Source organism: Mesorhizobium sp. M0174 (assembly GCF_040322275.1).
Classification (GTDB): Bacteria; Pseudomonadota; Alphaproteobacteria; order Rhizobiales; family Rhizobiaceae; genus Mesorhizobium.
The window spans coordinates 536266-560589 of record NZ_JAMYTB010000001.1 but is presented as its reverse complement, the minus strand read 5'-3'; the positions used below and the strand labels follow the sequence as shown (position 1 = coordinate 560589).

23 protein-coding genes and 1 pseudogene are annotated in these 24324 nt (G+C 63.2%); 8 read left to right on the top strand and 16 right to left on the bottom strand.

Annotation, left to right across the window (positions count from 1 at the left end; all coding sequences use genetic code 11):
* Nucleotides 1–129: 129 nt before the first annotated feature.
* Nucleotides 130–3633 (top strand): carbamoyl-phosphate synthase large subunit, encoded by a 3504-nt coding sequence (carB, locus tag NKJ13_RS02770; RefSeq protein ID WP_352777047.1) that lies wholly within the window; start codon nt 130–132, stop codon nt 3631–3633.
* 1 nt (nt 3634) lies between these two features.
* Here the strand turns inward: carB and NKJ13_RS02765 are convergent, their stop codons facing one another.
* The 7 genes and pseudogenes from NKJ13_RS02765 to NKJ13_RS02735 form a co-directional block, all read right to left on the bottom strand.
* Complete coding sequence (locus NKJ13_RS02765; protein ID WP_352704198.1) at nt 3635–4798, bottom strand: branched-chain amino acid ABC transporter substrate-binding protein; 1164 nt, start codon at nt 4796–4798, stop codon at nt 3635–3637.
* Complete coding sequence (locus NKJ13_RS02760) at nt 4785–4916, bottom strand: hypothetical protein (RefSeq protein WP_302897169.1); 132 nt, start codon at nt 4914–4916, stop codon at nt 4785–4787. The genes NKJ13_RS02765 and NKJ13_RS02760 overlap by 14 nt, the downstream gene beginning before the upstream one ends.
* A gap of 424 nt (nt 4917–5340) precedes the next feature.
* The gene (locus NKJ13_RS02755) at nt 5341–5805 is read right to left on the bottom strand and encodes a DUF6644 family protein (RefSeq protein WP_352704196.1); all 465 of its coding nucleotides are present in this window, start codon (nt 5803–5805) and stop codon (nt 5341–5343) included.
* A pseudogene (locus tag NKJ13_RS02750) lies at nt 5806–6190 on the bottom strand (DUF6152 family protein).
* Nucleotides 6191–6448: 258 nt separating this feature from the next.
* Nucleotides 6449–7195, bottom strand: a complete 747-nt coding sequence (locus tag NKJ13_RS02745; protein WP_352687789.1) for a DUF899 family protein — start codon at nt 7193–7195, stop codon at nt 6449–6451.
* A 160-nt stretch (nt 7196–7355) separates the two neighbouring features.
* Complete coding sequence (locus tag NKJ13_RS02740) at nt 7356–7844, bottom strand: GNAT family N-acetyltransferase (protein WP_352704194.1); 489 nt, start codon at nt 7842–7844, stop codon at nt 7356–7358.
* Nucleotides 7837–8613, bottom strand: coding sequence for a transglycosylase SLT domain-containing protein (locus NKJ13_RS02735; RefSeq protein ID WP_352777045.1), 777 nt, complete (start codon nt 8611–8613; stop codon nt 7837–7839). Before NKJ13_RS02735 ends, NKJ13_RS02740 begins: the two co-directional genes overlap by 8 nt.
* A gap of 207 nt (nt 8614–8820) precedes the next feature.
* Here NKJ13_RS02735 and NKJ13_RS02730 point away from each other — a divergent pair, with 207 nt between their 5' ends.
* Nucleotides 8821–9393 carry a methylated-DNA--[protein]-cysteine S-methyltransferase gene (locus NKJ13_RS02730; RefSeq protein WP_352687794.1) on the top strand — a complete coding sequence of 191 codons (573 nt, stop codon included), beginning with the start codon at nt 8821–8823 and terminating at the stop codon, nt 9391–9393.
* Between the two features lie 63 nt (nt 9394–9456).
* On the opposite strand, the gene NKJ13_RS02725 is transcribed toward NKJ13_RS02730, so the two are convergent.
* Nucleotides 9457–9783: a hypothetical protein gene (locus tag NKJ13_RS02725; protein WP_352477837.1), complete on the bottom strand. Its 327-nt coding sequence runs from the start codon at nt 9781–9783 to the stop codon at nt 9457–9459.
* Between the two features lie 298 nt (nt 9784–10081).
* On the opposite strand from NKJ13_RS02725, the gene NKJ13_RS02720 reads away from it, so the two are divergent.
* Nucleotides 10082–10294: a cold-shock protein gene (locus NKJ13_RS02720; protein ID WP_023678332.1), complete on the top strand. Its 213-nt coding sequence runs from the start codon at nt 10082–10084 to the stop codon at nt 10292–10294.
* A 617-nt stretch (nt 10295–10911) separates the two neighbouring features.
* On the opposite strand, the gene NKJ13_RS02710 is transcribed toward NKJ13_RS02720, so the two are convergent.
* The 3 genes from NKJ13_RS02710 to NKJ13_RS02700 all read right to left on the bottom strand — a co-directional run bounded on the left by NKJ13_RS02710 (nt 10912) and on the right by NKJ13_RS02700 (nt 13522).
* A complete protein-coding gene (locus NKJ13_RS02710) occupies nt 10912–11520 on the bottom strand; it encodes a glutathione S-transferase family protein (protein ID WP_352506738.1) in 609 nt (202 codons plus the stop codon).
* A gap of 257 nt (nt 11521–11777) precedes the next feature.
* Entirely contained in the window at nt 11778–12632 is an 855-nt protein-coding gene (locus tag NKJ13_RS02705) for an EAL domain-containing protein (protein WP_352506737.1), read from the bottom strand.
* Entirely contained in the window at nt 12629–13522 is an 894-nt protein-coding gene (locus NKJ13_RS02700; RefSeq protein ID WP_352777043.1) for an EAL domain-containing protein, read from the bottom strand. Before NKJ13_RS02700 ends, NKJ13_RS02705 begins: the two co-directional genes overlap by 4 nt.
* Nucleotides 13523–13726: 204 nt before the next feature.
* On the opposite strand from NKJ13_RS02700, the gene NKJ13_RS02695 reads away from it, so the two are divergent.
* On the top strand, nt 13727–14929 hold the full coding sequence (locus NKJ13_RS02695) for a pyridoxal phosphate-dependent aminotransferase (protein WP_352506735.1): 1203 nt from the start codon (nt 13727–13729) through the stop codon (nt 14927–14929).
* Nucleotides 14930–14935: 6 nt separating this feature from the next.
* Here the strand turns inward: NKJ13_RS02695 and NKJ13_RS02690 are convergent, their stop codons facing one another.
* Together NKJ13_RS02690 and NKJ13_RS02685 are read right to left on the bottom strand one after the other, a co-directional pair.
* Nucleotides 14936–15331, bottom strand: a complete 396-nt coding sequence (locus NKJ13_RS02690; RefSeq protein ID WP_352777040.1) for a (R)-mandelonitrile lyase — start codon at nt 15329–15331, stop codon at nt 14936–14938.
* Nucleotides 15332–15361: 30 nt separating this feature from the next.
* The gene (locus tag NKJ13_RS02685; protein ID WP_352687802.1) at nt 15362–15958 is read right to left on the bottom strand and encodes a methyltransferase family protein; all 597 of its coding nucleotides are present in this window, start codon (nt 15956–15958) and stop codon (nt 15362–15364) included.
* A 146-nt stretch (nt 15959–16104) separates the two neighbouring features.
* Here NKJ13_RS02685 and NKJ13_RS02680 point away from each other — a divergent pair, with 146 nt between their 5' ends.
* The 3 genes from NKJ13_RS02680 to NKJ13_RS02670 all read left to right on the top strand — a co-directional run bounded on the left by NKJ13_RS02680 (nt 16105) and on the right by NKJ13_RS02670 (nt 20524).
* Complete coding sequence (locus NKJ13_RS02680; protein WP_352477851.1) at nt 16105–16971, top strand: alpha/beta fold hydrolase; 867 nt, start codon at nt 16105–16107, stop codon at nt 16969–16971.
* 163 nt (nt 16972–17134) lie between these two features.
* Nucleotides 17135–19186 carry an elongation factor G gene (locus tag NKJ13_RS02675; RefSeq protein ID WP_352740173.1) on the top strand — a complete coding sequence of 684 codons (2052 nt, stop codon included), beginning with the start codon at nt 17135–17137 and terminating at the stop codon, nt 19184–19186.
* 840 nt (nt 19187–20026) lie between these two features.
* A complete protein-coding gene (locus NKJ13_RS02670; protein WP_352740171.1) occupies nt 20027–20524 on the top strand; it encodes a methyltransferase family protein in 498 nt (165 codons plus the stop codon).
* Nucleotides 20525–20779: 255 nt separating this feature from the next.
* Here NKJ13_RS02670 and NKJ13_RS02665 read toward each other — a convergent pair whose 3' ends face one another.
* Both NKJ13_RS02665 and trxB read right to left on the bottom strand, forming a co-directional pair.
* Nucleotides 20780–21676, bottom strand: a complete 897-nt coding sequence (locus NKJ13_RS02665) for a LysR family transcriptional regulator (RefSeq protein ID WP_023719100.1) — start codon at nt 21674–21676, stop codon at nt 20780–20782.
* 97 nt (nt 21677–21773) lie between these two features.
* A complete protein-coding gene (gene trxB, locus NKJ13_RS02660) occupies nt 21774–22748 on the bottom strand; it encodes a thioredoxin-disulfide reductase (protein ID WP_254819256.1) in 975 nt (324 codons plus the stop codon).
* 254 nt (nt 22749–23002) lie between these two features.
* Between trxB and NKJ13_RS02655 the strand changes: the two genes are divergently transcribed.
* The gene (locus NKJ13_RS02655) at nt 23003–23479 is read left to right on the top strand and encodes an Lrp/AsnC family transcriptional regulator (RefSeq protein ID WP_023678347.1); all 477 of its coding nucleotides are present in this window, start codon (nt 23003–23005) and stop codon (nt 23477–23479) included.
* A gap of 264 nt (nt 23480–23743) precedes the next feature.
* Here NKJ13_RS02655 and NKJ13_RS02650 read toward each other — a convergent pair whose 3' ends face one another.
* Nucleotides 23744–24319, bottom strand: a complete 576-nt coding sequence (locus NKJ13_RS02650; RefSeq protein ID WP_352477858.1) for a D-sedoheptulose-7-phosphate isomerase — start codon at nt 24317–24319, stop codon at nt 23744–23746.
* Nucleotides 24320–24324 lie beyond the last annotated feature (5 nt).

Genomic DNA, 24324 nt, shown 5'->3' with positions numbered 1-24324 from the left:
TCGGGGTTACATCCGGCAAAACTCTTCCCTATAAGGCCCTCCTAGCCTGATACCAGAATCGCGAGCACAACCGGCCGGGTCTTCCCGTCCGGTTTTTCGTGCAAGCCGCCTGCCGAACGGACCTTCGATATGCCAAGACGCACCGACATCAAGTCGATCCTGATCATCGGGGCCGGCCCCATCGTCATCGGCCAGGCCTGCGAGTTCGACTATTCCGGCACCCAGGCCTGCAAGGCGCTGAAGGAAGAGGGTTTTCGCGTCATCCTGGTCAACTCCAATCCGGCCACCATTATGACCGATCCGGAGCTGGCCGACGCCACGTACATCGAGCCGATCACGCCGGAAGTGGTGGCCAAGATCATCGCCAAGGAGCGGCCCGACGCGCTGCTGCCGACCATGGGCGGCCAGACCGCCCTCAACACCGCTTTGTCGCTGCGCCGCATGGGCGTGCTCGACCGCTATCAGGTCGAAATGATCGGCGCCGACGCCACCGCAATCGACAAGGCCGAGGACCGTGCACTGTTTCGCGAGGCGATGAGCAAGATCGGCCTGGAAACGCCGAAGTCGATGCTGGCCAACGCCACCGACGTCAAGAATGCCGACCGCAAGACGCACGAGGCCGAGCGCGCCGCGCTGAAGGCCGAGAAGCCGGAAAACCTCGACGCCGCGCTCGACGCGTTGGAAACCCGCTGGAACCTAGGCGAGGGCGACCGCAAGCAGCGCTATATCAGCCATGCTATGGCGATTGCAGCACAAGCGCTCGACCATGTCGGCCTGCCCGCAATTATCCGCCCCTCCTTCACCATGGGCGGCACCGGCGGCGGCATTGCCTACAACCGGGCCGAATTCTTCGAGATCGTCCAGTCCGGCCTCGACGCCTCGCCGACCACCGAAGTGCTGATCGAGGAGAGCGTGCTCGGCTGGAAAGAGTACGAGATGGAGGTCGTCCGCGACAAGGCGGACAATTGCATCATCGTCTGCTCGATCGAGAACATCGACCCGATGGGTGTGCACACCGGCGATTCGATCACCGTCGCCCCTGCCCTGACCTTGACCGACAAAGAATACCAGATGATGCGCAACGCCTCGATCGCGGTGCTCCGCGAAATCGGCGTCGAGACCGGCGGCTCCAACGTGCAGTTCGCCGTCAACCCGGCCGATGGCCGTCTGGTGGTCATTGAGATGAACCCGCGCGTCTCGCGTTCGTCTGCGCTGGCCTCCAAGGCGACCGGTTTTCCGATCGCCAAGATCGCCGCCAAGCTCGCCGTCGGCTACACGCTGGACGAGTTGGAGAACGACATCACCGGCGGGGCGACACCGGCGTCGTTCGAGCCGAGCATCGATTATGTTGTCACCAAGATCCCGCGCTTTGCTTTCGAGAAGTTTCCCGGCGCCGAGCCGGTGCTGACCACCTCGATGAAGTCGGTTGGCGAGGTCATGGCCATCGGTCGCACCTTCCAGGAATCGCTGCAGAAGGCTTTGCGCGGGCTCGAAACCGGCCTGACCGGTCTGGACGAGATCGAGATCCCAGGCATCGGCCACGGCAGCGCGCCCGCCAGCCACGTCGACGACCGCAACGCCATTCGCGCGGCATTGGGCACGCCGACACCGGACCGGCTGCGCATGGTGGCGCAGGCGATCCGCATGGGCACCTCGCTGGAAGACGTGCACGCAATGTGCAAGATCGACCCGTGGTTCCTTGAGCAGATCGCCGGCATCCTCGCCATGGAGGATCGCATCCGCGAGCACGGCATTCCTGAGGACGCCGCCAATCTGCGCATGCTGAAGGCGATGGGTTTCTCCGACGCCCGCCTCGCCTCCCTGGTCAGGAAAGACGTCGAAGAAGTCCAGAAGATTCGCGACAAGCTCGACGTTCATCCGGTCTACAAGCGCATCGACACCTGTGCCGCCGAGTTCGCCTCGCCCACCGCCTACATGTATTCGACCTATGAGGTTCCCTTTGCCGGCGCCTTGGCCAACGAGGCACAGGTCTCATCGCGCAAAAAGGTCGTCATCCTCGGCGGCGGCCCCAACCGCATCGGCCAAGGCATCGAGTTCGACTATTGCTGCTGCCATGCGGCCTTTGCGCTGCGCGACGCCGGCTTCGAGGCGATCATGATCAACTGCAACCCGGAGACCGTCTCGACCGACTACGACACCTCCGACCGGCTCTATTTCGAGCCGCTGACGCCGGAGGATGTGTTGGAGATCCTGCGCACCGAACAGGCCTCGGGCGAGCTGGTCGGCGTCATCGTCCAGTTCGGCGGCCAGACGCCGCTGAAGCTCGCCGATGCGCTGGAGAAGGCCGGCATCCCGATCCTCGGCACTTCGCCCGACATGATCGATCTGGCCGAGGACCGCGACCGCTTCCAGAAGCTGCTGCACAAGCTCGGCCTCAGCCAGCCGAAGAACGGCATCGCCTATTCCGTCGAGCAGGCCCGCCTCGTCGCCGGCGAGCTCGGCTTCCCGCTGGTGGTGCGCCCGTCCTATGTGCTGGGTGGCCGCGCCATGCAGATCATCCACGACGAGAGCATGCTGCAATCCTACCTGCTCGACACCGTGCCCGGCCTGGTGCCGGAAGACATCAAGCAGAAATACCCGAACGACAAGACCGGCCAGATCAACACGCTGCTTGGCAAGAACCCGCTGCTGTTCGATACCTATCTGTCGGGCGCCATCGAGGTCGACGTCGACTGTCTCTGCGACGGAAAGTCGACCTACGTCTCGGGCATATTGGAGCACATCGAGGAGGCCGGCATCCATTCGGGCGACAGTGCCTGCTCGCTGCCGGTGCACTCGCTGCCCTCGGAGCTTGTCGACGAGCTGGAGCGCCAGACGGCAGCACTTGCCCGCGCGCTCAATGTCGGCGGTCTGATGAACGTGCAATATGCGATCAAGGACGGCACGGTCTATGTGCTCGAGGTCAACCCGCGCGCGTCGCGCACCGTGCCCTTCGTCGCCAAGACCATCGGCCGTCCCATTGCCAAGATTGCCGCCCGCATCATGGCCGGCGAGAGCCTGGAAGACGCCTTCGCCCATTACGGCGCCATGCCCGACCCCCGCAATCCCGGCCACATCGCGGTCAAGGAAGCGGTATTCCCCTTCGCCCGCTTCCCCGGCGTCGACATCTTGCTCGGCCCGGAAATGCGCTCGACTGGCGAGGTCATGGGCCTCGACCGCGACTTCGCACTCGCCTTCGCCAAGAGCCAGCTGGGGGCGGGTGTCGATCTCCCCCGCGCGGGCGCGCTGTTCGTCTCGGTGCGCGACGAGGATAAGAAGGGCATCCTGCCGGCGGTGAAGCGCCTCGCCGGCCAGGGTTTCAAGGTGCTGGCCACCTCCGGCACCGCCCGCTTCCTCGCCGAGAACGGCGTCGCCGCAGAGAAAATCAACAAGGTGCTGGAAGGCCGCCCGCACATCGAGGACGCCATCCGCAACCGCCAGGTGCAGATCGTCTTCAACACCACGGACGGCCAGAAGGCGGTCTCGGACTCGAAGTCGCTGCGCAGAGCGACGCTGATGCAAAAGGTGCCCTATTACACGACGCTTTCGGGCGCGGCTGCGGTGGCGGAAGCGATTGCGGCGCTGCGGGCGGGGAGCCTAGAGGTGCGGCCGCTGCAGGAGTATTTTGCGTAAGCTATGGGGATTGGAAATCCATCATGAGTGTGCCGCCTCCCCGCCTTTTCCAGACGTACATTGTTACGTCACGCTGATTTCGATCTCCCTTCGCGTCGAAGGTCAGGTTCCCCAACACGGTCGGAATTGGCTGGCCGGATTTTATAGAAGCCGCAACAGCCCTTGGCGCCTGACCACCTGCCATTTCGATACCCTTGGCCGCCACTTGGACTGCCGCATAGGACTTCAGCGTGTAGTCTGCCGGCTCGAATCCTTGAGAACGAAAGCGCGCGACAACGTCGGCTGCGGCGGGATTGCTCCGGTCCTCAAGCGAAAATGCTATTAGCACGCCTTCCAAGGCGGGCCCCGCTTTCCCGGGCAGATCGTGAACTAGAGCCCCATCTCCGGAGATGAACTGAACCTTCAGCCCAGCTTCCTTGGTTTGGCGAACGAGCGGACCAAAATCATCGGCAAGCCCCGCGAAGAAGAGAACTTCGATCTTCATCGATTTAAGTTTGCTGATGAGGTCTGCAAAATCGCCTTGGCCGGGTTTGATCTTTTTGGCCAGCTTTTCAGGATGTCCCTTTGCTCGCAGCGCTTTTCTTGCCTTGTTCGCTAAGCCATCACCATAGGGCGTACCATCGCTAACGATGGCAAGATTTTGTGCTGAGAAATGATCGGCCATATACTCGCCGGCAAACATCCCCTGAACATCGTCACGACCGACCGTGCGAATGACATTCCAAAGTTTGAATTCGGTAAGAGCGGGATTTGTCGACGCGGGGCTGACCATCAAAGTGTTGTTCTTGGCATAGATCATCGCGGCAGGGACAGAACTGCCTGAGTTGAAATGGCCGATAACAAAGCGAACCCCCTCTTTTGCCAATCTCTTGGCGAGGGCTATCGCGGTGGCTGTTGTATACTGATCATCGAGCACGGTGAGTACTATCTTGCATCCTCGTACCCCGCCCTTGGCATTAATGTCGTCTACTGCAAGTTGAGCGCCCCGCCGCATCTCCTCACCGTCGTACGCCCAATCGCCGGTCATAGGACCGACCACCGCCATGGGAATATCGGCGCATTTTGCAGTGGCGGGTTGAGGCAACGCCATAAAAGCGACGAACATCGCCAGCGGCAGCCTGATCCATAAAAATGTCTGGTACTTTCGTAGGCTAATCCACAACATCGACGACGGCTTCCTTCACGATTTTGTTCTTTGTTCTCTCCAACTTGCTTGCAGCCTTGCGCATCCTGGTTACAGCTTCCTTCGCCTTGTCGCCGTCAATTGTGTCGCGTTTGATCACTTCATTTTCGACAAGCTGAAGCGACGAATTTTTTCGGCAGCTTGTTCATGACTCGCCCTCCCTATCCCCAGATGGATTTGGGGACGACTTTACTTTAAAGACAAGCGGAAATTATCCTGGAAGGGCAGAAGTTGACGCTTCACGCCACCGCCACGCACTCGATCTGGATATCAAACTCCATCGGCCACGAGGCCACCGGCACAAAACTCCGCGCCGGCGAGTTCGTCGAAAAATACTTCGCATAGACGCGGTTGATGGTTTGTAGAAGCCGGAATTGACGGCGTAGATGCGCACCATGACTATGTTTTCCAACGAGGTGCCGGCCGCTTCGAGGCAATGTTTCAGCGCCTTTCAGCCACGCCTCGGTCTGCGTTTCGAGCCACGAACCATCTCGCACGTTGCGAACGCCAGCGCCTCGCTCGCCTCAGCCGAGAAACCCGATAAACCGCCCCGCAAACAGCACGGACGTCCACAACACCAGCGACAGCACAACCAGCACGGCCGTGACCCCACCGGCCGGGTCGCCACCACCCTTTGCCCGGCGCATGAAGACGAGGAAGTTGACACCAGCGAACAGGATCAGCCCCATCTTGGCGAGGAAGATCGGCATCGCCGCATACTCCCTCGCCCTGATGGAAAACAGCAGCGCGCCGGTGACAAGCGCCCCACCAAACGCACATAAGGCCACCCGGCGCAGCAGCGCGACGAACGGCGCCTGCGGCAGCGAGCGGAAGGCGCCCAGGATCCTGAGGTCCATGAGCCAGACGCTGGTCAGCAGCGCGCCGATCGACATGATGTGCAGCGCATTGACGATGGGGTAGGCCACGAAGGAGGCCTTCAGTCCCCGCACCAAGGCGAGTTGCTCGATGCCGGCGAAAAACCCGTCCATTCAGGCCGGCGGCACGCGGTCGGGATAGACGTCATAGGGCTTGCCGCCGACGATGACGCGCACTGCCTTCATGCGCTTTTCGCTCTCGTCGCGCGAGCGGTGGCCGATCGCGGTCACCTCGTCGCCGACCTTGGCGACCTCCTCGGTGAAGCCGGCGGCGATCGTGCGCGACGGCGGCGCCATCTCCACCCGCCAGGCCTCTCCCTTCGCGTCAACATCGAGCGTGGGCGTGCGGGTTGCCGATATAGATGGCCGTGATCCTGCCCCTGAGTTCGAAAAACCCGTCCTGCGTCCACGACCAGCCGTGATGGGCATAGGCTGCGGTGCCGGCGGCAAGCATCACCGCCGCTGCCAGCGTGGCGCCCCGAATGAAAGGTGACAGCATCGCTCGTCTCCTCGGTTCCGGCATTAGAGGGTAGGTCAGCGCGCCGCAGCGTCAAATCACATAGGGTCTGCGCCGCCCCTCATTGTCCTGCCGGGCATTTCTCCCCGTATAGTGACGGGGAGAAAGGATGCCGTCGCCACGCATTTCGCCAATCTCCAGAGTTGAAGAAAGTGAGCTGAGTTTGCCGCCAGCCCCCTTCTCCCGTCCCTCTACGAGGAGAAGATGCCGGCAGGCAGATGAGGGCGGCGCCGAGCGACGCTAGTGGCAGCATCCTTCCCCATACTGCAGCTGCTCCTGCCAGCTCTGCGCCCTGCCCTCCGGCGTGAAATCCATGAGGTTCCACAGGATCTCGCAGGTGCCTATGGCGCGCGGATCCTGGCCGGGTTCGGGCGGCGCGAAGCCGAGTTCGGAGCTCCAGAAGTGGCGGATGCCGTCGCCGTCGCGGTGGAACACCGACAGCACGGGGAGCTGCGCGCCATCCTCGGCCTCGGCGTGATAGTCGCGCTTGAAGCTGTTGCCGGCCGACGAGACCAGCCGCATATTTTTCCAGCCGCGGTCGCGGCCGAGCGTCAGCAGGTTTTCCAGCGCGGTCTTGGCCACGACAGCGAAATTGTAGCCGGCGGCCTCGAGGTGGCCAATGGCGCCGTCGAACTGATCGAGCAGCGCCGTGCAGGACGGGCAAGGCTGGTCCGGTCTGGGCAGCTTCGCCGTGCCGCCGCTCGTCGCCACGTCGCGCGTCTCCTGCGGATGGCGCGGAAACATCATCGAATAGACGATCAGCGTGTCCTTGCCCGGCGCAAACAGTTCCGAAAGCTTGATCCTGGCCGGCTTGCCGTCCGTGCCGAGCCCGTCGAACACATAATCCTGCGGCACCAGCCCGCCCGTCGGCAGCGCGCGGCGGGCGACCGCCACATCCTCCATGGCGCGGCGCAGCTCGATCTCCTGCTGCAGCAGTTTTTCGCGGGCGGCGCGATATTCCTGGGATTCATTGGGAAAGCTGATCATCGTCATCTCCATCTGCCGTGCTTTTTGGCGGCGCGCCGTTCGTGGCAACGCGCCTTGCCTCCCAAGGACGCATCGCGCGAAACGGTTCCGACATTTTTGCGCAGGCGCCGTGGCGACAAGAACCCGGGCTGCCGCCTTCAAAAAGGACGAACGGCGCTCCTCACCCCGCCCAATCCACCTCGATCATCCCCAGCCGCTGATAGAGCCTGACCGCGGCCGCGTTCTCGACGGTATTGGTCTTGAGATCAACATGCGCCGCACCCCTTGCCTGAAACACCGCAAACGCGTAGCGCATCAGCGCCTCGGCTATGCCCTTGCCGCGCGCCTCGGGATGAACGGCAAGATCCTTGACGAACCCCGTCGCCCAGCAGAGCGCCGCGCCCGCCAACCGCCCCTTGCCGTCGATGACCAGGAAACACAAAGCGGGATCGAATTCCGCGTCGCCCGAAATGCGGGGCCACCATTCGTCGAACGGCCCATCGGCGCCGTCGTCGAACACCGCGGTCAAAAGTGCATGCAAAGCGAGCGCATCGGCGGCTTCGAAGCCGCGCATGAAAAAACCTTCCGGCCAGCGCGGCGCCAGAAGCGTGTCGTCGAGGATCTTGCGCAGTCTTATGTCGTTCGGCGCCGGTGGGCGCGGCTCAGGCATCGGGCTGCATGCGGCGGCGCAGGCTGTCGCTGCCGAGGCCGGTTTCGCCCAGCATCCCCTTGCGTTTGGCGTCATAGTAGTAGCCGCTCTGGTAGAGCCGGTCGGCGCGCTTGGGATTGCCGCCCGACACCAGCCAGGCGCCGCGCAGATATTTCACCGCATATTTCAGGTTGGTCTCGGCGTCGAACAGGCCGCTCGCCGGCCCGTCATAGCCCATGCCGCGCGCCGTCGCGTGCTTGATCTGCATCAGCCCCCAATGCCCCTGATTGTAGGCTTTCGGGTTGAAGGTGCTCTCGCGGTTGACGACGCTGCGCACCAGATCGACCGGCACCTGGTAAAGCGCGGAATATTTCTCGATCAGCCGCTCGATCTCGCTGCGGGCGCCGGCGTTCGACTGGCCCTCCGCCGGGTCGGTCGCGGCCAGAACGGCCGGGTTTTGCGGCACCGTGTAGGCGACCGGCTGAACGCCGGGCATGGCGGCAGTCTGGCCGGTGACTGGCATGGCGACGGCAGCCACCGCGGTGGCTGGCTGGGCATTGGTGGTCATGACGGCCGGGGTCGTTGCCGGCAGCGGCGTCGGCCCGGCAAAGGCGGCCGCAGGCTCGACCGGCAGTGCTGCTGTCTGGGCGACGCCGGACGGTTCCGGCAGGACCGAAACAGTGTCGGGCAGCGCCAGCGTGAAGCCAGCATCGGTGTTGGCCGAGTTTTCCGTGAAGGCAGGGGCCGGGGTCACCGGCGAAGTCGAGGTGCAGCCGCTGAGAGCGGCCACGGCCAACACCGCCGCTAGGACGGGAAAGAGGAATTTTGCTGGCAAGCGGCGCTCGGGTCCGGTTCGTCGGGTGTTAAGAAGTCCTTACACCAGCATCTTTCCCCGGGCAATCCGCGGTAGACGGTGGTTTTCGGGTGGCGATCCGGGCCGGGAAATGCGATATTGTTCTGGATTTGTACTTCGAAGGATTCCGGAAAGGAGCACGCCATGGACGCCTCTCATGCCACCGCTGGCCACGCGGTCTTCGAAACCGTGCTCGGCTTCATGGGCATCGCCTGGAGCGAAGCCGGGCTAACCCGGCTCTGCCTGTCGCAGCGCAACCAGGACGCGGTAGAGCGCCGGCTGCTGCGCCATGCCTCCGACGTCGAACAAGCCGTGAAGCCCGAGCCGCAATGGGTTGCCGAGCTGATCGCGTCGATCAAGGCCTATGCCGCCGGCGAGGTTATCGATTTCTCCGGCGTGCCGGTCGATCTCAGCGGCGTCGACGAGTTCCGCCTGGCGATCTATGACGCGGCGCGAAAGCTCGCCTTCGGCGAAACCACCACCTATGGCGAACTGGCCAAACGCGCCGGCCATGCCGGGCTGGCGCGTGAGACAGGCGCGGCGCTCGGCGCCAACCCGGTGCCGCTGGTCATCCCTTGCCATCGCATCCTTGCCGCCGGCGGCAAGATCGGCGGATTTTCCGCGCCCGGCGGCTCGGCCACCAAGGAAAAGATGCTGGCAATGGAAGGCGTACGCGTCGGCCCGCCGCCCCCAGCGCAGGTGTCGTTCGGGTTTTAGCTGTGCTGATATTTGTGCTGATATTCAGGTGAGGCCGGCACCCCGCGCACCATCTCGACCAGCCTAATCCGGAAGCAGGCGCCGGCGGAAGCGCCGGTCGATCTCCACCCGCTTGCACTTGTAGACGGTGCACGAATTCGTATCGGCACTCGGCACCGAGGCCCGCGCCCTGACCTCGCCGATGTCGCAGAATTGCTGGCTCCGCACATAGCGGTCGTAGAGCGCCAGGCCCGGCACGCGCGTCGATCTGTAGCGCAGGATGACCGCCCCCTCGCGCGCGATCGTCGCCTGCACCTTGCCGCAGCTCATGCGGGTCGGGTCGTAGCGCGAGACCGCCTGCGCCTCGGCGGCCACCAGCGTCAGGCAAGCGGCAAGCAGAACGATTTTCATGTCCCTCTCCCCAAAACCCAGTCGCGCCCGAAGCCGGCGCGATCCTCCCGCGTCAGGCGCGCAACGACGACGCTCTCACGCGATTGGGGCGGCCGTTGGGCAGCGTTGCCGCCGTGCCATTTTCCGCCCCGTCTTGTTTTTTGCGCGAAGGCATATTATATGCGGTCCATTGATATTTCGGCCGATCGATCCGGGCCTCGCGATATTCGCGTTTGCTGACGTTCTATCTCCAAAATCTCGATACAAACCGGCTGGGTTTCGGTCCAGTCAAACTAAAGCAAACGTAAGGACTATCGAAATGGCAACAGGTACGGTCAAGTGGTTTAATTCCACCAAGGGTTTCGGCTTCATTCAGCCTGATAGCGGCGGCGCGGACGTTTTCGTCCACATCTCCGCAGTCGAGCGTGCTGGACTGTCGACCCTGGTCGAAGGCCAGAAGATCAACTTCGAGATCGAGCAGGACCGCCGCACTGGCAAGTCGTCCGCTGGATCTCTGAGCAAGGCGGCCTGATCTTGAAAATGGCGCGCGCCGGGCGATAGCCCGGGGCGCGCGGCAAGTCACGGATGTACTGGCGGTCGCGCGAGAAGCGCGCCGGAGCGAAAGACCCGACAAGCCGAAGCAGCAGATTGCTGCCGGCCCGGCCAAAACGCTCCCGATCAGGCTACCAAGCATGGGAAGGCGGGATTTTGTCCCGCCTTTTTGCTGTCTGAAATCCGGTGAACCGTCGCCTTGGTCCTATGGGACCACTTTGTGGTTGTTTTTACCCCGGTCATTGTACCATCGACCATGAGCAAGCTTGAACAGATTGAGAAATCCGTCGCCGAACTAAGGCCCCGAAGAGCTCAAGGCGTTTGCCGCATGGTTCGAGGCGCTGCAAGCCGACATGTGGGACCGGGAGATCGAAGCCGACGCCAAGGGCGGCAGGCTGGACAAGCTTGCCGAGCAGGCCTTGGCTGATCATCGCGCCGGCCGGACCCGGCCTCTGTGAATCATTTTGCCACTCCCTCGTTTTGGGAGGCCTACGCAAAACTGCCCTCGTTGAGCAAAGGCGTGCGAGCATTCACGCCACTGGCCGAAGGCCACAAGCCCAACGCCCGGAGCGAGCCGCGAAGCGGCGACAAGCATGACTAAGGCAACCAGTCCAGCGGCACATGCCCCGGATCGGCCTCGACCCGTTGCAGCCAGGCGGCAACCGCCGGATAGGCGTCGAGCTGAAACCCGCCCGTCTCGGCCGTATGCGTATAGGCATAGAGCGCGATGTCGGCGACGCTGAGCGCACTGCCCGCGAAGAAGCTGCTCCCGGCCAGGTGCTGGTCCATGACGCCGAGCGCCTTGTTGCCGCGCTCCAGCGTCACCGCCAGCCGCTCGGGTGTCGCGTCTTTCGCGCGTTCTGGAAAGGTGAGCAGCGCTCTGCGCACCGCGATATAAGGCTCGTGGCTGTATTGCTCGAAGAACAGCCACTGATAGGCCAGCGCGCGTTCGTATCTGTCCGCCGGCAGAAACCGCGTGCCTTCGGCGAGGTAGAGCAGGATGGCGTTGGATTCGGCCAGCCGCCGGCCGTCGTCGAGTTCGAGCAGCGGCACCATGGCGTTCGGGTTCTTGGCGACATAGTCGGGCTTGCGCGTCTCGCCGGTATGCGAGCTGACCTCGACATTGGTGAAAGGGATGCCGAGCTTGGCCATCAACAGGCGCGGCTTGTAGCAATTGCCGCTGTCGATCATTCCATAGAGTATCATCGATGCTCCCCTTGCTCGCAACCACCCGTCTCAAGGCTTGATCCAGCCTCTATCGCGGCAGCGGCGGCTTCATCCAGTGATTTGTTTTGGCGTAACCATCAGCGCCGCTGATGCATTACAGGATATGTCGAGATTCAAGTCAGGCCGAGCCGAGAAGGGCGGGTTCCGAGAACCGGAGCGTACTGTTTGGGTACGTGAGCACTGGAAGCGCAGGACCCCCCGTTCGCAGGCCGGCATCACTTGAATATCGGCATATCCTAGCCGAACAAGGGGATGACGTTGCTGTCCCTGCCAAGCAGCCTGTCGATCGACAGCGGCTCCTCGTCGAACAGCGTTCCGGCCAGCGCCGGCCGGGCAAGGTAAAAGCCCTGCAGCAGGTCGACGCCGCCATCCAGCGCGACGCGCAGATGCGTGGCGTTCTCGACGCCTTCGACCAGCACCTTGGCGCCGCGATCGTGCAGCGTCGAAACCAGCGGCCGGAAAAACCGCTCGGCGGCGGCATGGCGGCAGAATTCGGCGAACCAGGTGCCGTCGATCTTGACGATGTCGGGCTGCACGAGGGCGACCCTTTCTTCGGTAGAATGCCCTGTGCCGAAATCGTCGATGGCAATGCGGACGCCGTCGCGCCGCATCTCGCGCGCCAGGCTGACAAGCACCTTGTCGCCGGCAGCCTGCTCGGTGATCTCGCAGACCAGCATGCCGGGATGCAGGCCGAAATCCGCCAGATGCCTGGTCATCAGCCTGATTTCGGCCAGCGCCCGTGCGGGGTCATCGTTGATCAGCGGATTGTAGTTGAAAAACAGGTCGAGCCCGTCGACGCCGATGTTGCGGAAGTTGCGCAAATGCAGCACCCGGCACATGGTTTCGACAAACAGCCGATCCGCTGCCGGCACACCTTCGAAGAAGATTTGAGGCGCCACCGGCCTGCCTGCACGATGCGGCTCGATCAGTCCCTCGACCGCGACGGCGGCGAGAAACCTGCCGCGCGGCGCGAAGACCGGCTGGTAGGCGCTCCTCAGCCGGAATGCGCCGTAGACGCCATATTCGATGCCGACCTCGTCGGCAAAGATCGCCTCGCCGACCTTGCGCCGCATGTCGGCCCGCCCGGTCACGATGTCACCCTGCGGCCAAAGGCCCGCATCGGCCGCCGCGATGGCGAAACGGCCGCAGAAACCTTCTCAGCATCGGCCGGCACCGCGGCCGCCTGCCCGCTCTTGTCGAAGACGTGGAAGCTGGTTGGCGCAAGCTCGGGGCGCGCCAGCACATAGCCCTGCACCATCGAGGCGCCCGACTTTTCGGCAAGCTCGAGCTGCCAGCCCGTCTCGATGCCCTCGAACACCGTACGGATGCCTTGCTCTTCGAAGCTTGTCACCATGGCGGTCAGCAAGGCGAAGCCGGCACCGGACTCCATCAGCGTCATGATCCAGTCGGCGTCGAACTTGACGATGTCTGGCCTGAGTTCCTTGATGCGATTGATGTCGGATTCGTCGGCGCCGTAATCGTCGACCGCAATGCGCAAACCATTGCCCCTGAGCGCCTCGACGAAATTGTAGAGCGTTTCCTGCGACGCCGATTTCTGCTCGGTGACCTCGCAGACGACGCGGCGCGGATCGATGTCGGCCTCGTGCAGCACCAGCCGCATGTCGCGCAGCGCCTTGTCGGCGATGCTGCGATCGGTGAACACCGATGGATCGAAGTTGATGAAGATGGAGGCGTCTCGCGGCAGGCAGGCGCCGGCGTTCAGAAGGTGCAGCGTCCGTGTCAGCGCCTCGATGTGCAGGCGGTCGACCGCCGGACAGCTGTTGAAGAAACTCATTGGCGGCTGCGGCTCGCCGTCGCGGAACGGCCGGATCAGCCCCTCGAACGCGACGACGGAAAGCTTGCCCTTGTTGAAGGCGAAGATCGGCTGGAAAGCGCTTTGCAGCGTATAGACCCCCCAGACACCGCTGGCGGTGCCGTCATCATGGCGGACGATATGGGCAAGCTCGATGCTGCGCGTCACGGTTCCTCGCTATGCGAGACAGGCGGACCGGCTACGGTCCCTGCCGTTCAAGCTTTTACCGATCGTTGATGAATTTATTGTTGCCAGCATTGCGCGCTGGCTCATTCGACAATGCCTGCGCTGGGCTTGCGCTTGACCAGATGATGCGACATGAGAGGCGCCGCGGCGCCTTCGCCGCGCCGGTCCTTCCTGGAGATATCTGTCATGGCCTTTCTTGCCGACGCCCTTTCCCGCGTAAAGCCTTCCGCGACCATCGCGGTGACGCAGAAGGCGCGCGAGCTGAAAAACGCCGGCCGCGACGTGATCGGGCTGGGCGCCGGCGAGCCGGACTTCGACACCCCCGACAACATCAAGAGCGCCGCGATCGAGGCCATCCGCCGCGGCGAAACTAAATATCCGCCGGTCTCCGGCATCGTGCCGCTGCGCGAGGCGATCGCGAAAAAATTCAAGCGCGAGAACAATCTTGACTACCGGCCGGAGCAGACCATCGTCGGCACCGGCGGCAAGCAGATCCTGTTCAACGCCTTCATGGCGACGCTGAACCCCGGCGACGAGGTGATCATCCCGCGGCCTTACTGGGTGAGCTATCCCGAAATGGTGGCGATCTGCGGCGGCACCTCGACTTTTGCCGACACCTCGATCGACAACGGCTTCAAGCTGACGGCGGCCGTGCTGGAAAAGGCGATCGCGCCGCGCACCAAATGGCTGTTGATGAACTCGCCGTCGAACCCCTCGGGCGCCGCCTATACCGAAGCGGAGCTCAAGAGCCTGGCCGACGTACTGTTGAAGCATCCCCACGTCTGGGTGCTGACCGACGACATGTACGAGCACCTGACCTATGGCGACTTCGTCTTCAAGACCATCGCCGACGTCGAGCCTAAGCTCTATGAGCGCACGCTGACCATGAACGGCGTGTCGAAAGCCTATGCCATGACCGGCTGGCGCATCGGCTATGCAGCAGGCCCGGTGCCGCTGATCAAGGCGATGGACATGATCCAGGGCCAGCAGACCTCCGGCGCCTGCACCATCGCCCAATGGGCGGCGGTCGAAGCGCTGAACGGGCCGCAGGATTTCATCCCGAAGAACAAGGCGATCTTCCAGGGCCGGCGCGATCTCGTCGTCTCGATGCTCAACCAGGCACGCGGCATCACCTGCCCATCGCCGGAGGGTGCGTTCTACGTCTATCCCTCCTGTGCCCAGCTGATCGGCAAGACGACCAAGAGCGGCAAGGTGATCGACAGTGACGAAACCTTTTGCTCGGAACTGCTCGAGGCCGAGGGCGTGGCGGTTGTTTTCGGCTCGGCCTTTGGCCTCGGCCCGAACTTCCGCATCTCCTACGCCACGTCGGAGGCTCTGCTCGAAGAAGCCTGCACGCGCATCCAGCGCTTCACCGCCGCGCTGGTCTGAGACGTTTCAGCCGCCATACTGCTCGTCGCTGACCTTCTCCAGCCAGTCGGCATGCACGCCCTCCAGCGCCTCCTGCATGGCGATGTGCGTCATCGCCGATTTCGGCGCGGCGCCGTGCCAGTGCTTTTCGCCGGGCGCAAAGGAGACGACGTCGCCGGCCCTGATCTCCTGGATCGGCCCGCCCCAGCTTTGCGCGAGACCGGCACCGGACGTGACGTAGAGCGTCTGGCCGAGCGGATGCGTATGCCAGTGGGTCCGGGCGCCGGGCTCGAAACTGACCAGTGTGGCGCGTAGCCGCGCCGGTGCCTCCTTCCCGATGATCGGCGTCTGCAAAACCCGGCCAGTGAAGTATTTTTCCGGCGCAACAATCGTCGGCACGCTGCCACAGCCAATAATCTTCATCGTCGCAAATCCTCGATCCAATCCAGTGTCTTAGAGACTACCACTTTCGTCCGATGCCGGCTGCATCTCCTGCCGGCTGCGGGCAAAACGCGGCCAGAACAGGCCGGCACGTCCGCTATAGGCCTGGTAGGCACCGGCCAACCTTGTACGTGAAAATTTTCGCTCTTCGTCCAAGGCCGCGATCACATAGATCGCAACGATGCCGGCGACCGGCACGACCGCCCACACCGACCAGGTCGCGATACCCCATCCGATCCAGAAGATGATGTAGGATGTGTAGAACGGATGACGGACATGGCTATAAGGGCCTTCGGTCACCAGGCTGTCGGGATTGTCCGGATCAAACGCGAAACGCAGCCGCGCCTTGCGCGAAACCGAGATCGCCCACCAGAACAGCGCCGAGCTTGCCAGTTCGACGGCAAACCCGCCGATCTTCGCTGCAACCGGTTGCCGCTCGATCCACAGCAGCGCCAGAAAGAACAGCGCCGTGCCGACCACGACGGCCGAAATGATCATGGCGCCTTGAGACATGCTCGGCGACTGGAAATGCCCGCGCATCGACCAGGCATATTGGCCGAGCGTCGCGATGCTGCTGATCGAGAGGAGAAGGTCGAGCGTGGATTCCATCATCAGGCTCCGGGGGTTAGCTGTGGTGGATTCGGCCATCATAGCCGGCAGAAACCGAGAAATCATTTCTTAACCACCGTTCTAAACAACATGGTGACCTCAGCATGCGATGTTGACCTCGAGACAATTCGAAGGTCCAACCGGATATGGCCGTTTCCCACCGCACGATCCGCACGCCGCAAGCGGATTTGCGCCTCAGCCAGTCGTCGGGACCCGGCATCCCGCTTGTCCTGATCCACGGCTCGGGCAGTTCGCGCACCGTATTCGCCCGCCAGTTCGACAGCCCGTTGGCCGCCGCCCATCGGCTGATTGCTTTCGACCTGCCCGGCCATGGCGAATCGTCGGACGCCCGCGATCCGGCGACGGACTATACCATCGCCGGCCTTGCCCAATCGGCGGCTCAGCTCCTCGATGCCTTGGGCATCGGTCGCGCCGTTGTCTTCGGCTGGTCTCTTGGCGGGCACGTGGCAATCGAGCTCGCGAGTTTTCACCGCGCCGTCGGCGGGCTGATGCTGACCGGCGCGCCGCCGGTATCGAAGGGCCCTTTCGGCATGCTGCGCGGCTTCCACGCGCATTGGGACATGCTGCTGGCGTCAAAAAAGACGTATTCCGAACGCGATGCCGAGCGCTTCGAAACGCTCTGCTTCGGCGATACCGCCGACCCGTCCTTTCGCAAAACCATCCTGCGCACCGACGGCCGGCTGCGCGCCGCGGTGACGCGCGGCATGCTCACCGGCAAGGGCGCCGACCAGAGACAAGTGGTCGAGCAAGCCGCGTTTCCGGTCGCTATCGTCAATGGCGAGAACGATCCGTTCGTCCGGCTCGGTTATTTTGAAACGCTCGCCTGCGGCTCGCTGTGGGAGCATTGCCACATCATTCCCGGTGCCGGGCATGCGCCTTTTTGGGAGCGTGCGGACCTGTTCAACCCGTTGCTCGCGCGCTTTGCCGAGACGGTGGCAGTACAGCGCGTCGACGCAACGCCACTGGCGTCGCGCCGAACCGGCACCGGCTGAACCGGCCCCAACTTCAAATCCCTTCAACCTCAAATCCCTTGCCCTCCCGGCCTGCCCGTGGGACGATGCCCTTTGGGTAGGTGGCAAATTGAAAAAAGCCTCGCCCGCGACGGCCGACAGGCCGGCCGCCGCTCACAGGGAAACGCCTGAGTGGAGGTCAGCCATGGGTACTCGCGCCGGAGGACGACGCACGGGACCGAAATGCATTGCCATAGTCGGTCCCTTCGCAAGCGGTAAGACGACACTTCTCGAAGCCATACTCGCCCGTACGGGCGCCATTCCCCGCCAGAATCCCGTTTCGTCCGGAAATACCGTTTCCGATCATTCGCCCGAAGCGCGCGCTCACGGCATGAGCGTCGAGGCGACCTTCGCCACCACCGATTTCATGGGCGAGCCGTTCACCTTCGTCGATTGTCCCGGCTCCATCGAATTCTCCTTCGAAGCCGAGCCGGTGCTGGCTGCCTGCGACGTCGCCGTGGTCGTCGCCGAGGCTGACGAGAAGAAGATCCCTGCCCTGCAGCTGATCATGCGCAAGCTCGACGATCTCGGCGTGCCGCGTATGCTGTTCGTGAACAAGGTCGACAAGGCGATATCAGGCGTGCGCGACACGCTGAAGATGCTGCAGCCGGCAAGCTCGGTGCCATTGCTGCTGCGCCAGATCCCGCTGCGCAAGGACGGCGTCGTCATCGGCTCGATCGACCTCGCTCTGGAGCGTGCCTACATCTATCGCGAATATGCCGAGAGCGAGGTCGCCCAGATCCCGAGCGACGACAAGGCGCGCGAGCTCGAGGCGCGCTTTTCCATGCTGGAGACGCTCGCCGACCATGACGACCGCCTGATGGAGCAATTGCTGGATGAGATCGAACCGCCAAAGGACGCGATCTTCGATGACCTCGCCGCGGATCTGCGCGACGGCACGGTGACGCCGGTGCTGATCGGCACCGCCGAGAAGGGCAACGGTGTGCTGCGCCTGTTGAAGGCGATCCGTCACGACGCACCCGATATCGCGGCGACGCGCCAGCGTCTCGGCGCTCCCGACGGCAATGCCACCGTGGTCCAGGTGATGAAGACCATCCACACCGCGCATGGCGGCAAGCTGTCGGTCTCGCGCATCCTGTCCGGTCAGGTCGCCGACGCCGCCGAGCTGTTCCTTCCCAGCGGCGAGACGGCAAAGGTCTCCGGCATCTACAAGATGCTCGGCAAGGACCAGGTCAAGCTGACTTCGGCCAAGGCCGGCGACACGGTGGCGCTCGGTAAGCTGGACGCCGTCAGGACCGGCCAGACGCTTAACTCGACCAAGGGCGGCATCAAGCCGCTGGTCACGCTGACCCCGCCGCAACCGGTCTTCGCCTTCGCGCTGCGGCCGAAAGAGCGCAAGGACGAGGTCAAGATGTCGGCGGCCATCCAGCGCCTGGCCGAGGAAGATCCCTCGCTCAGTCTGCATCACAACCAGGATTCAGCCGAAACCGTACTGTCCGGTCATGGCGAGATGCATCTGCGCGTCGTGCGCGAGCGGCTGGAAGGCAAGAACCAGATCCCGGTCGAAGGCCATGTGCCGGCCGTGCCCTATCGCGAGACGATCCGCAAAGCGACGCAGCAGCGCGGCCGCCACAAGAAACAGTCGGGCGGTCACGGCCAGTTCGGCGACGTAGTGCTGGAGATCAAGCCGCTGCCGCGCGGGTCCGGTTTCCAGTTCACCGATACGATCACCGGCGGCGTCGTGCCGAAGACCTATATCCAGTCGGTCGAGACCGGCGTGCGCGATTACCTGAAATCCGGCCCGCTCGGCTTTCCGGTCGTCGATGTTGCCGTCAACCTTTCCGACGGCTCCTACCATGCGGTGGATTCCTCCGACATGGCCTTCCAGATGGCGGCGAAGCTGGCGATGAAGGAAGGCATGGCCGCCTGCTCGCCGGTGCTGCTCGAACCGGTGATGAAGGTCGAGATCGTCACGCCGTCCGATGCGACGTCGAAGATCATCGCGCTGATCCCGCAGCGGCGCGGCCAGATCCTCGGCTACGACGCACGGCCCGACTGGCCGGGATGGGACGTGGTTGAGGCGACCATGCCGCAGGCCGAGATCGGCGACCTCATCATCGAGCTGCGCTCGGCCACGGCTGGTGTCGCCAGCTATCGGGCCGTCTTCGACCACATGGCCGAACTCACCGGGCGGTTGGCCGACGAAGCGCTGAACGCCAACGGCAAGGCCGCCTGAACAGCAGCTTGCGGCGGCCAGAACACAAGGAAGCAAACAAGGAAACGGCGCCCGGATCATTCGGGCGCCGTTTCGTTGCGGACCGACTTCGTGGGAGGCGAAACGGCAGGTCCGCCGCATGCTTGCCGCCGGTGTCTGGCGGCGGAGGATGGTTCGGACGCGGTAGCTGCCTGAGCCCGGGTCGTCCGAGTGATGCCCCCATCCCCCGGACGAGCCACACCGCGTCCTATGCTCTGCTTACCCGATTTGGCGTGCCAACGCATGTTACCCGAGGTTACATGTCACTGTTACGCGCCAGTTCCGGCCGATTTTCCGGCGAAGTGTTGGTTTCGGGCAACAAAAAAGCCGGATCAATGAAGACCCGGCTGAGTTTGATTGGAAGTGCCTGTTAAGGCTAACCTCCAGAGGGGAACACTCGAGAGCGCTAATGGGAGGAGAACGCGCTCAGGAGATGATCTATATATGTGCTCTTCATGCCCAAGAAACAAGCATCTATTTTGCAACACTCACATGCAAAAAGGCGCCGGCTGTGGTCTAATCCGTCCCGAAGCGCAATAGGACCAGTTGAATCGCTGAAATACAGCGTGCGGCAAGGCAAAAATCGATCCGCAGCCGCGAATCAGCAGCGATTCCTGCTCGGAAAGTCGAAAAACGCAGAATGACGTGGAATCGTGCAGCACGCGTTTGTTTTTTCGGCAGCCAGACCTTGCTGGTGCATGCCGCCCAAAAAGCCCGCCATCGAGCTTGACCTGAGGGTGTAGCGGTTTGGGTTACATGCCGGACAAGACCTGAAGCGCTTTGCAGGAGACCGTTCAAGGCCGCACCCGTAAGGAGAGCTATATGCGAGCCACTTCGGCGATCGCCGGCAGCGTCATCTTCCTTGCGGCAGCGCCCGGCGTGGTCGCCGGACTGCTGCCTTGGCTGCTGACCGATCGCTATCGCCTGCCCTGGTCGAGACTGCCCGGTTTCGTTCCTGTGGGCTGGCTGCTGATTGTGGCCGGCACAATCGTGCTGCTGCACGCCTTTGCCCGTTTTGCCCTGGAGGGCCTGGGTACGCCAGCCCCGGTCGCGCCGACCGAGAGGCTGGTCGTCGGCGGCATTTATCGCCATGTCCGCAACCCGATGTACGTCGCCGTGCTGTCGATCGTCCTCGGCCAGGCACTGCTGTTTTCGAGCGGGACGGTCGCCGCCTATCTAGTCATCGCCGCGGCCGCCATGATCTCCTTCGTGAAACTATATGAGGAACCGACGCTTGCCCGCCGCTACGGCGCCGAATACGAAGCCTACCGCCGGGCCGTACCAGGCTGGCTGCCCCGGCTGACGCCTTGGCGCGGCTAATTTCTGGACGCCGACAATTGGCGAAACCGGTGAGACAGCTCCTTCTCCCCGTCACCATACGGGGAGAAGTGCCCGGCAGGGCGATGAGGGGGCATCAGGACTGCCCATCGAAGGGCAAGTGCGACAAAGGCTGGCGCTGCCCCTTATCTGGCTGCCGCCATCTTCTCCACGTATAGTGACGGGAAGAAGGACGAATTCGCCGAAGCCTTCGCCATCGCCCGACGTTGCTCAGAAGTCGACGAGCGGCACTGGTAACTAAAACGACCAGCTGCGCGCCTTGGCGATGATGAAATCGCGGAAGACATGCAGCTTCGCCTGGTTCTTCATCGCGTCGGGATAGGCGAAATAGGTATCGAAGGACGGCACTTCGGTTTCGGGCAACAACTGCACCAGCCCGGAATCCTTGCTGACCACATAATCCGGCAGCATGGCGATGCCGGCGCCGCCCTGCACCGCTCGCTTGATCGACAGGATGTCGTTGATCTGCAGCGTCGGCACCCTTTGCCCACCTTCGAAATCGCCGACCGTCTCCAGCCAGTTCAGTTCCGACAGATGCGCCGGCACCGGCACGCCGAAGGTGACGATGCGATGGGCCTTCAGCTCGGCGATCGAATTCGGCTTGCCGTATTTGTTCACATAGGAGGGCGCCGCGTAGAGATGGAAATGCACGGTGAACAGGCGGCGCTGGATGAGGTCCGGCTGCTGCGGCTGGCGCAGCCTGATGGCGCAGTCGGCCTGGCGCATGGTGAGATCGAGCTCCTCATTGGCCAGGATGAGCTGCAGGCTGACCTCGGGATAGAGCTCGATGAATTCCTGCACGCGCTCGGTCAGCCAGCCGGCGCCGAGGCCGACCGTGGTCGTCACCCTGAGCACGCCGGAGGGCCGGTCCTTGGTTTCGGTCAATCGTGATTTGATGGTTTCGAGCTTCATCAGCACGTCGTGTGCCGTGCGGAACAGCATCTCGCCCTGCTCGGTCAGCACCAGGCCGCGGGCATGGCGATTGAACAGCGGCACGCCGACGTCATGCTCGAGCGCGCTGACCTGCCGCGAGATCGCCGATTGCGACAAATGCAGTGTTTCCGCGGCATGGGTGAACGACCCCGCTTCCGCCGCGGCGTGAAACACGCGTAGCTTGTCCCAATCCAACGCCATGATTTCCCCTCGTCCTGTTTTCTGGCGTCCGCCTGTTTTGGCGTCTGAATGAAAAATCAGGCTTTTGCGCGGCTTGTCTCAGCCGCTTGTTCAACAATCACTCCGCCGCTTCGCGGTGAACCTCGATCCCCGCCAAATATTTTTCCGCCTCGAGCGCGGCCATGCAGCCGAGACCGGCCGCCGTCACCGCCTGGCGGTAGATGTCGTCGGTCACATCGCCGGCGGCGAACACACCCGGCATATCGGTGCGGGTCGAATCCGGCGCCGTCCACAGATAGCCGTTCGGCTTCTGCTTCAGCTTGCCGGCAAACAGCTCGACCGCCGGCGCGTGGCCGATCGCCACGAACACGCCGTCGACCACCAGATGCATCTCCTGCCCGGTCACCACGTTGCGCAGCTTCAGCCCTTCGACCGACGGCGGCAGCGGCGCCTTGCCGGGCCTGCCGGTGATCTCGTCGACCACCGTGTCCCAGATGATGCGGACATTGTCTTTCTGCAGCAGCCGCTCGCGCAGGATGCGCTCGGCGCGGAAATCGCTGCGCCTGTGGATAACGGTGACGCTCTTGGCCAGGTTGGAGAGATAGAGCGCTTCCTCCACAGCCGAATTGCCGCCGCCGATCACCGCGACATCCTTGCCGCGATAGAAGAAGCCGTCGCAGGTGGCGCAGGCGGAGACGCCAAAACCCATGAAGGTCTGTTCGCTCGGAATGCCCAGCCATTTCGCCTGCGCGCCGGTGGCGATGATCAGCGCGTCGGCGGTATAGATCGTGCCGGAATCGCCCTTGGCGCGGAACGGCCGCACGTTCAGGTCGACCTCGGTGATGATGTCGTTGACGATGTCGGTGCCGACATGCTCGGCCTGCCTGAGCATTTCGCTCATCAGCCATGGACCCTGGATCGGTTCGGCGAAGCCCGGATAGTTTTCGACGTCGGTGGTGATCATCAGTTGCCCGCCCTGCTGCAGGCCGGCGACCAGCATTGGCTTGAGCATGGCGCGGGCGGCATAGATTGCCGCCGTATAGCCGGCGGGGCCGGAGCCGATGATGAGAACAGGCGCGTGCTTGGTGATCATGAAAAGCCTCTGCGGGGAGCAGCCATGGATTGTGGCATGAACTCTCGTCGATTGTTGCGCGTAATGTAAGTGTTGCCTGCGACGCCAGCAAGGCAAGTTGCCGTTCGTCCCCGGAAAGCTTCGGCGCCGGCGACGGCGACAAGCAACCGCAGCAAGATGCTGCGAAAATCCTCGATCCAGCGGATGGAATAGACAGCAAAGTCGTTTAACTACAAAGTCGCGAAAGATTCTTTCGCGTCACCACGGAAGCCGCCATGCCGATCAAGGCCGATCTCGATGCCATCGACTGGAAGATCCTGCGCGAGCTTCAGCAGGACGGACGCATGACCAATGTCGAACTGTCGAGCCGCGTCGGCATTTCGGCGCCGCCGTGCCTGCGCCGCGTCCGGCGGCTGGAAGAGGCCGGCATCATCCGCGGCTACCGTGCCCTGCTCAACGCTCCGGCACTCGGCCTCGACGTCGTCGCCTTCTGCCTGATCGGCCTACACCACCAGGCCGACGCCGAGCTCAAGACCTTCGCCGAGCGCACCCGCGGCTGGCCGATCGTGCGCGATGCCTGGATGGTGTCGGGCGAATCCGATTTCCTGCTGCACTGCGTGGCGAGCGATCTCGGCACCTTCCAGACCTTCGTCATCGAGGAACTGGCCTCGGCCCCCAATGTCGATACGGTGCGAACCGCGCTGACCATCCGCCGGGTCAAGGACGAAGGGTTGGTGGCGTTTTCGGCTTGAGACCAGGCAAAGCCCCGGAGAAACAAAACCCGGAAACAAAAAACCCGCCTCGGCGGGCGGATCGTCGGTGGGAATCATCACCGTAGTTGAATTAGTAGCATAGCTGCCGGCACAAAGCAAGAACAAAATGTGGCTATGCGTCAAATAATACAGACTGGCGCTGGCCTCACCTTACCTTCCCCGTGAAGGACGGGGAGAGGGGTCGCCAGCGTTGCGGCTACTTCTCCCCGTTGACAATTGACGGCCTCTACCGGCCTGGCGCAATCACCCTGCGTCGCAGAGGCGCGTTTCGACCAGTTCGCAGAGATGGTGGTAAAGGCACAAATGCCCCTGCTGGATGATCGGCGTCGAGGTCGAGGGTACGTTGAGCAGGATGTCGGAGAGCGGCTTCAGCTTGCCGCCGGTGTCGCCGGTCAGGCTGACCACCGTCATGCCCATCATGCGCGCTTGCTGGGCGGCGGCGAGGATGCTTGGCGAATTGCCGCTGGTCGAGATGGCGAGCAGCACGGCGCCTGCCGAACCATGCGCCTCAACCTGGCGCGCAAACACCGTGTCGAAGCCGTAATCATTGCCCCAGGCGGTCAGCACCGCCGCGTTGGCCGGCAGCGCGATGACGTTATAGGCCTTGCGCTCCCTGAGGAAGCGGCCGACCAGCTCGCCGGCGATATGGATGGCGTCGCTGGCCGAGCCGCCATTGCCTGCGATCAGCAGGGCCTTGCCCTGCGAAAGCGCGGCGACGACGGCGCTGACCGCCCGCTCCATCTCGCTGGTCAGGTCGCGCTCGACCATCGCCGAAATCGCGGCCGCCGAGCGGGCCAGGTAATCGTTCAGTTCGGACATGAAAC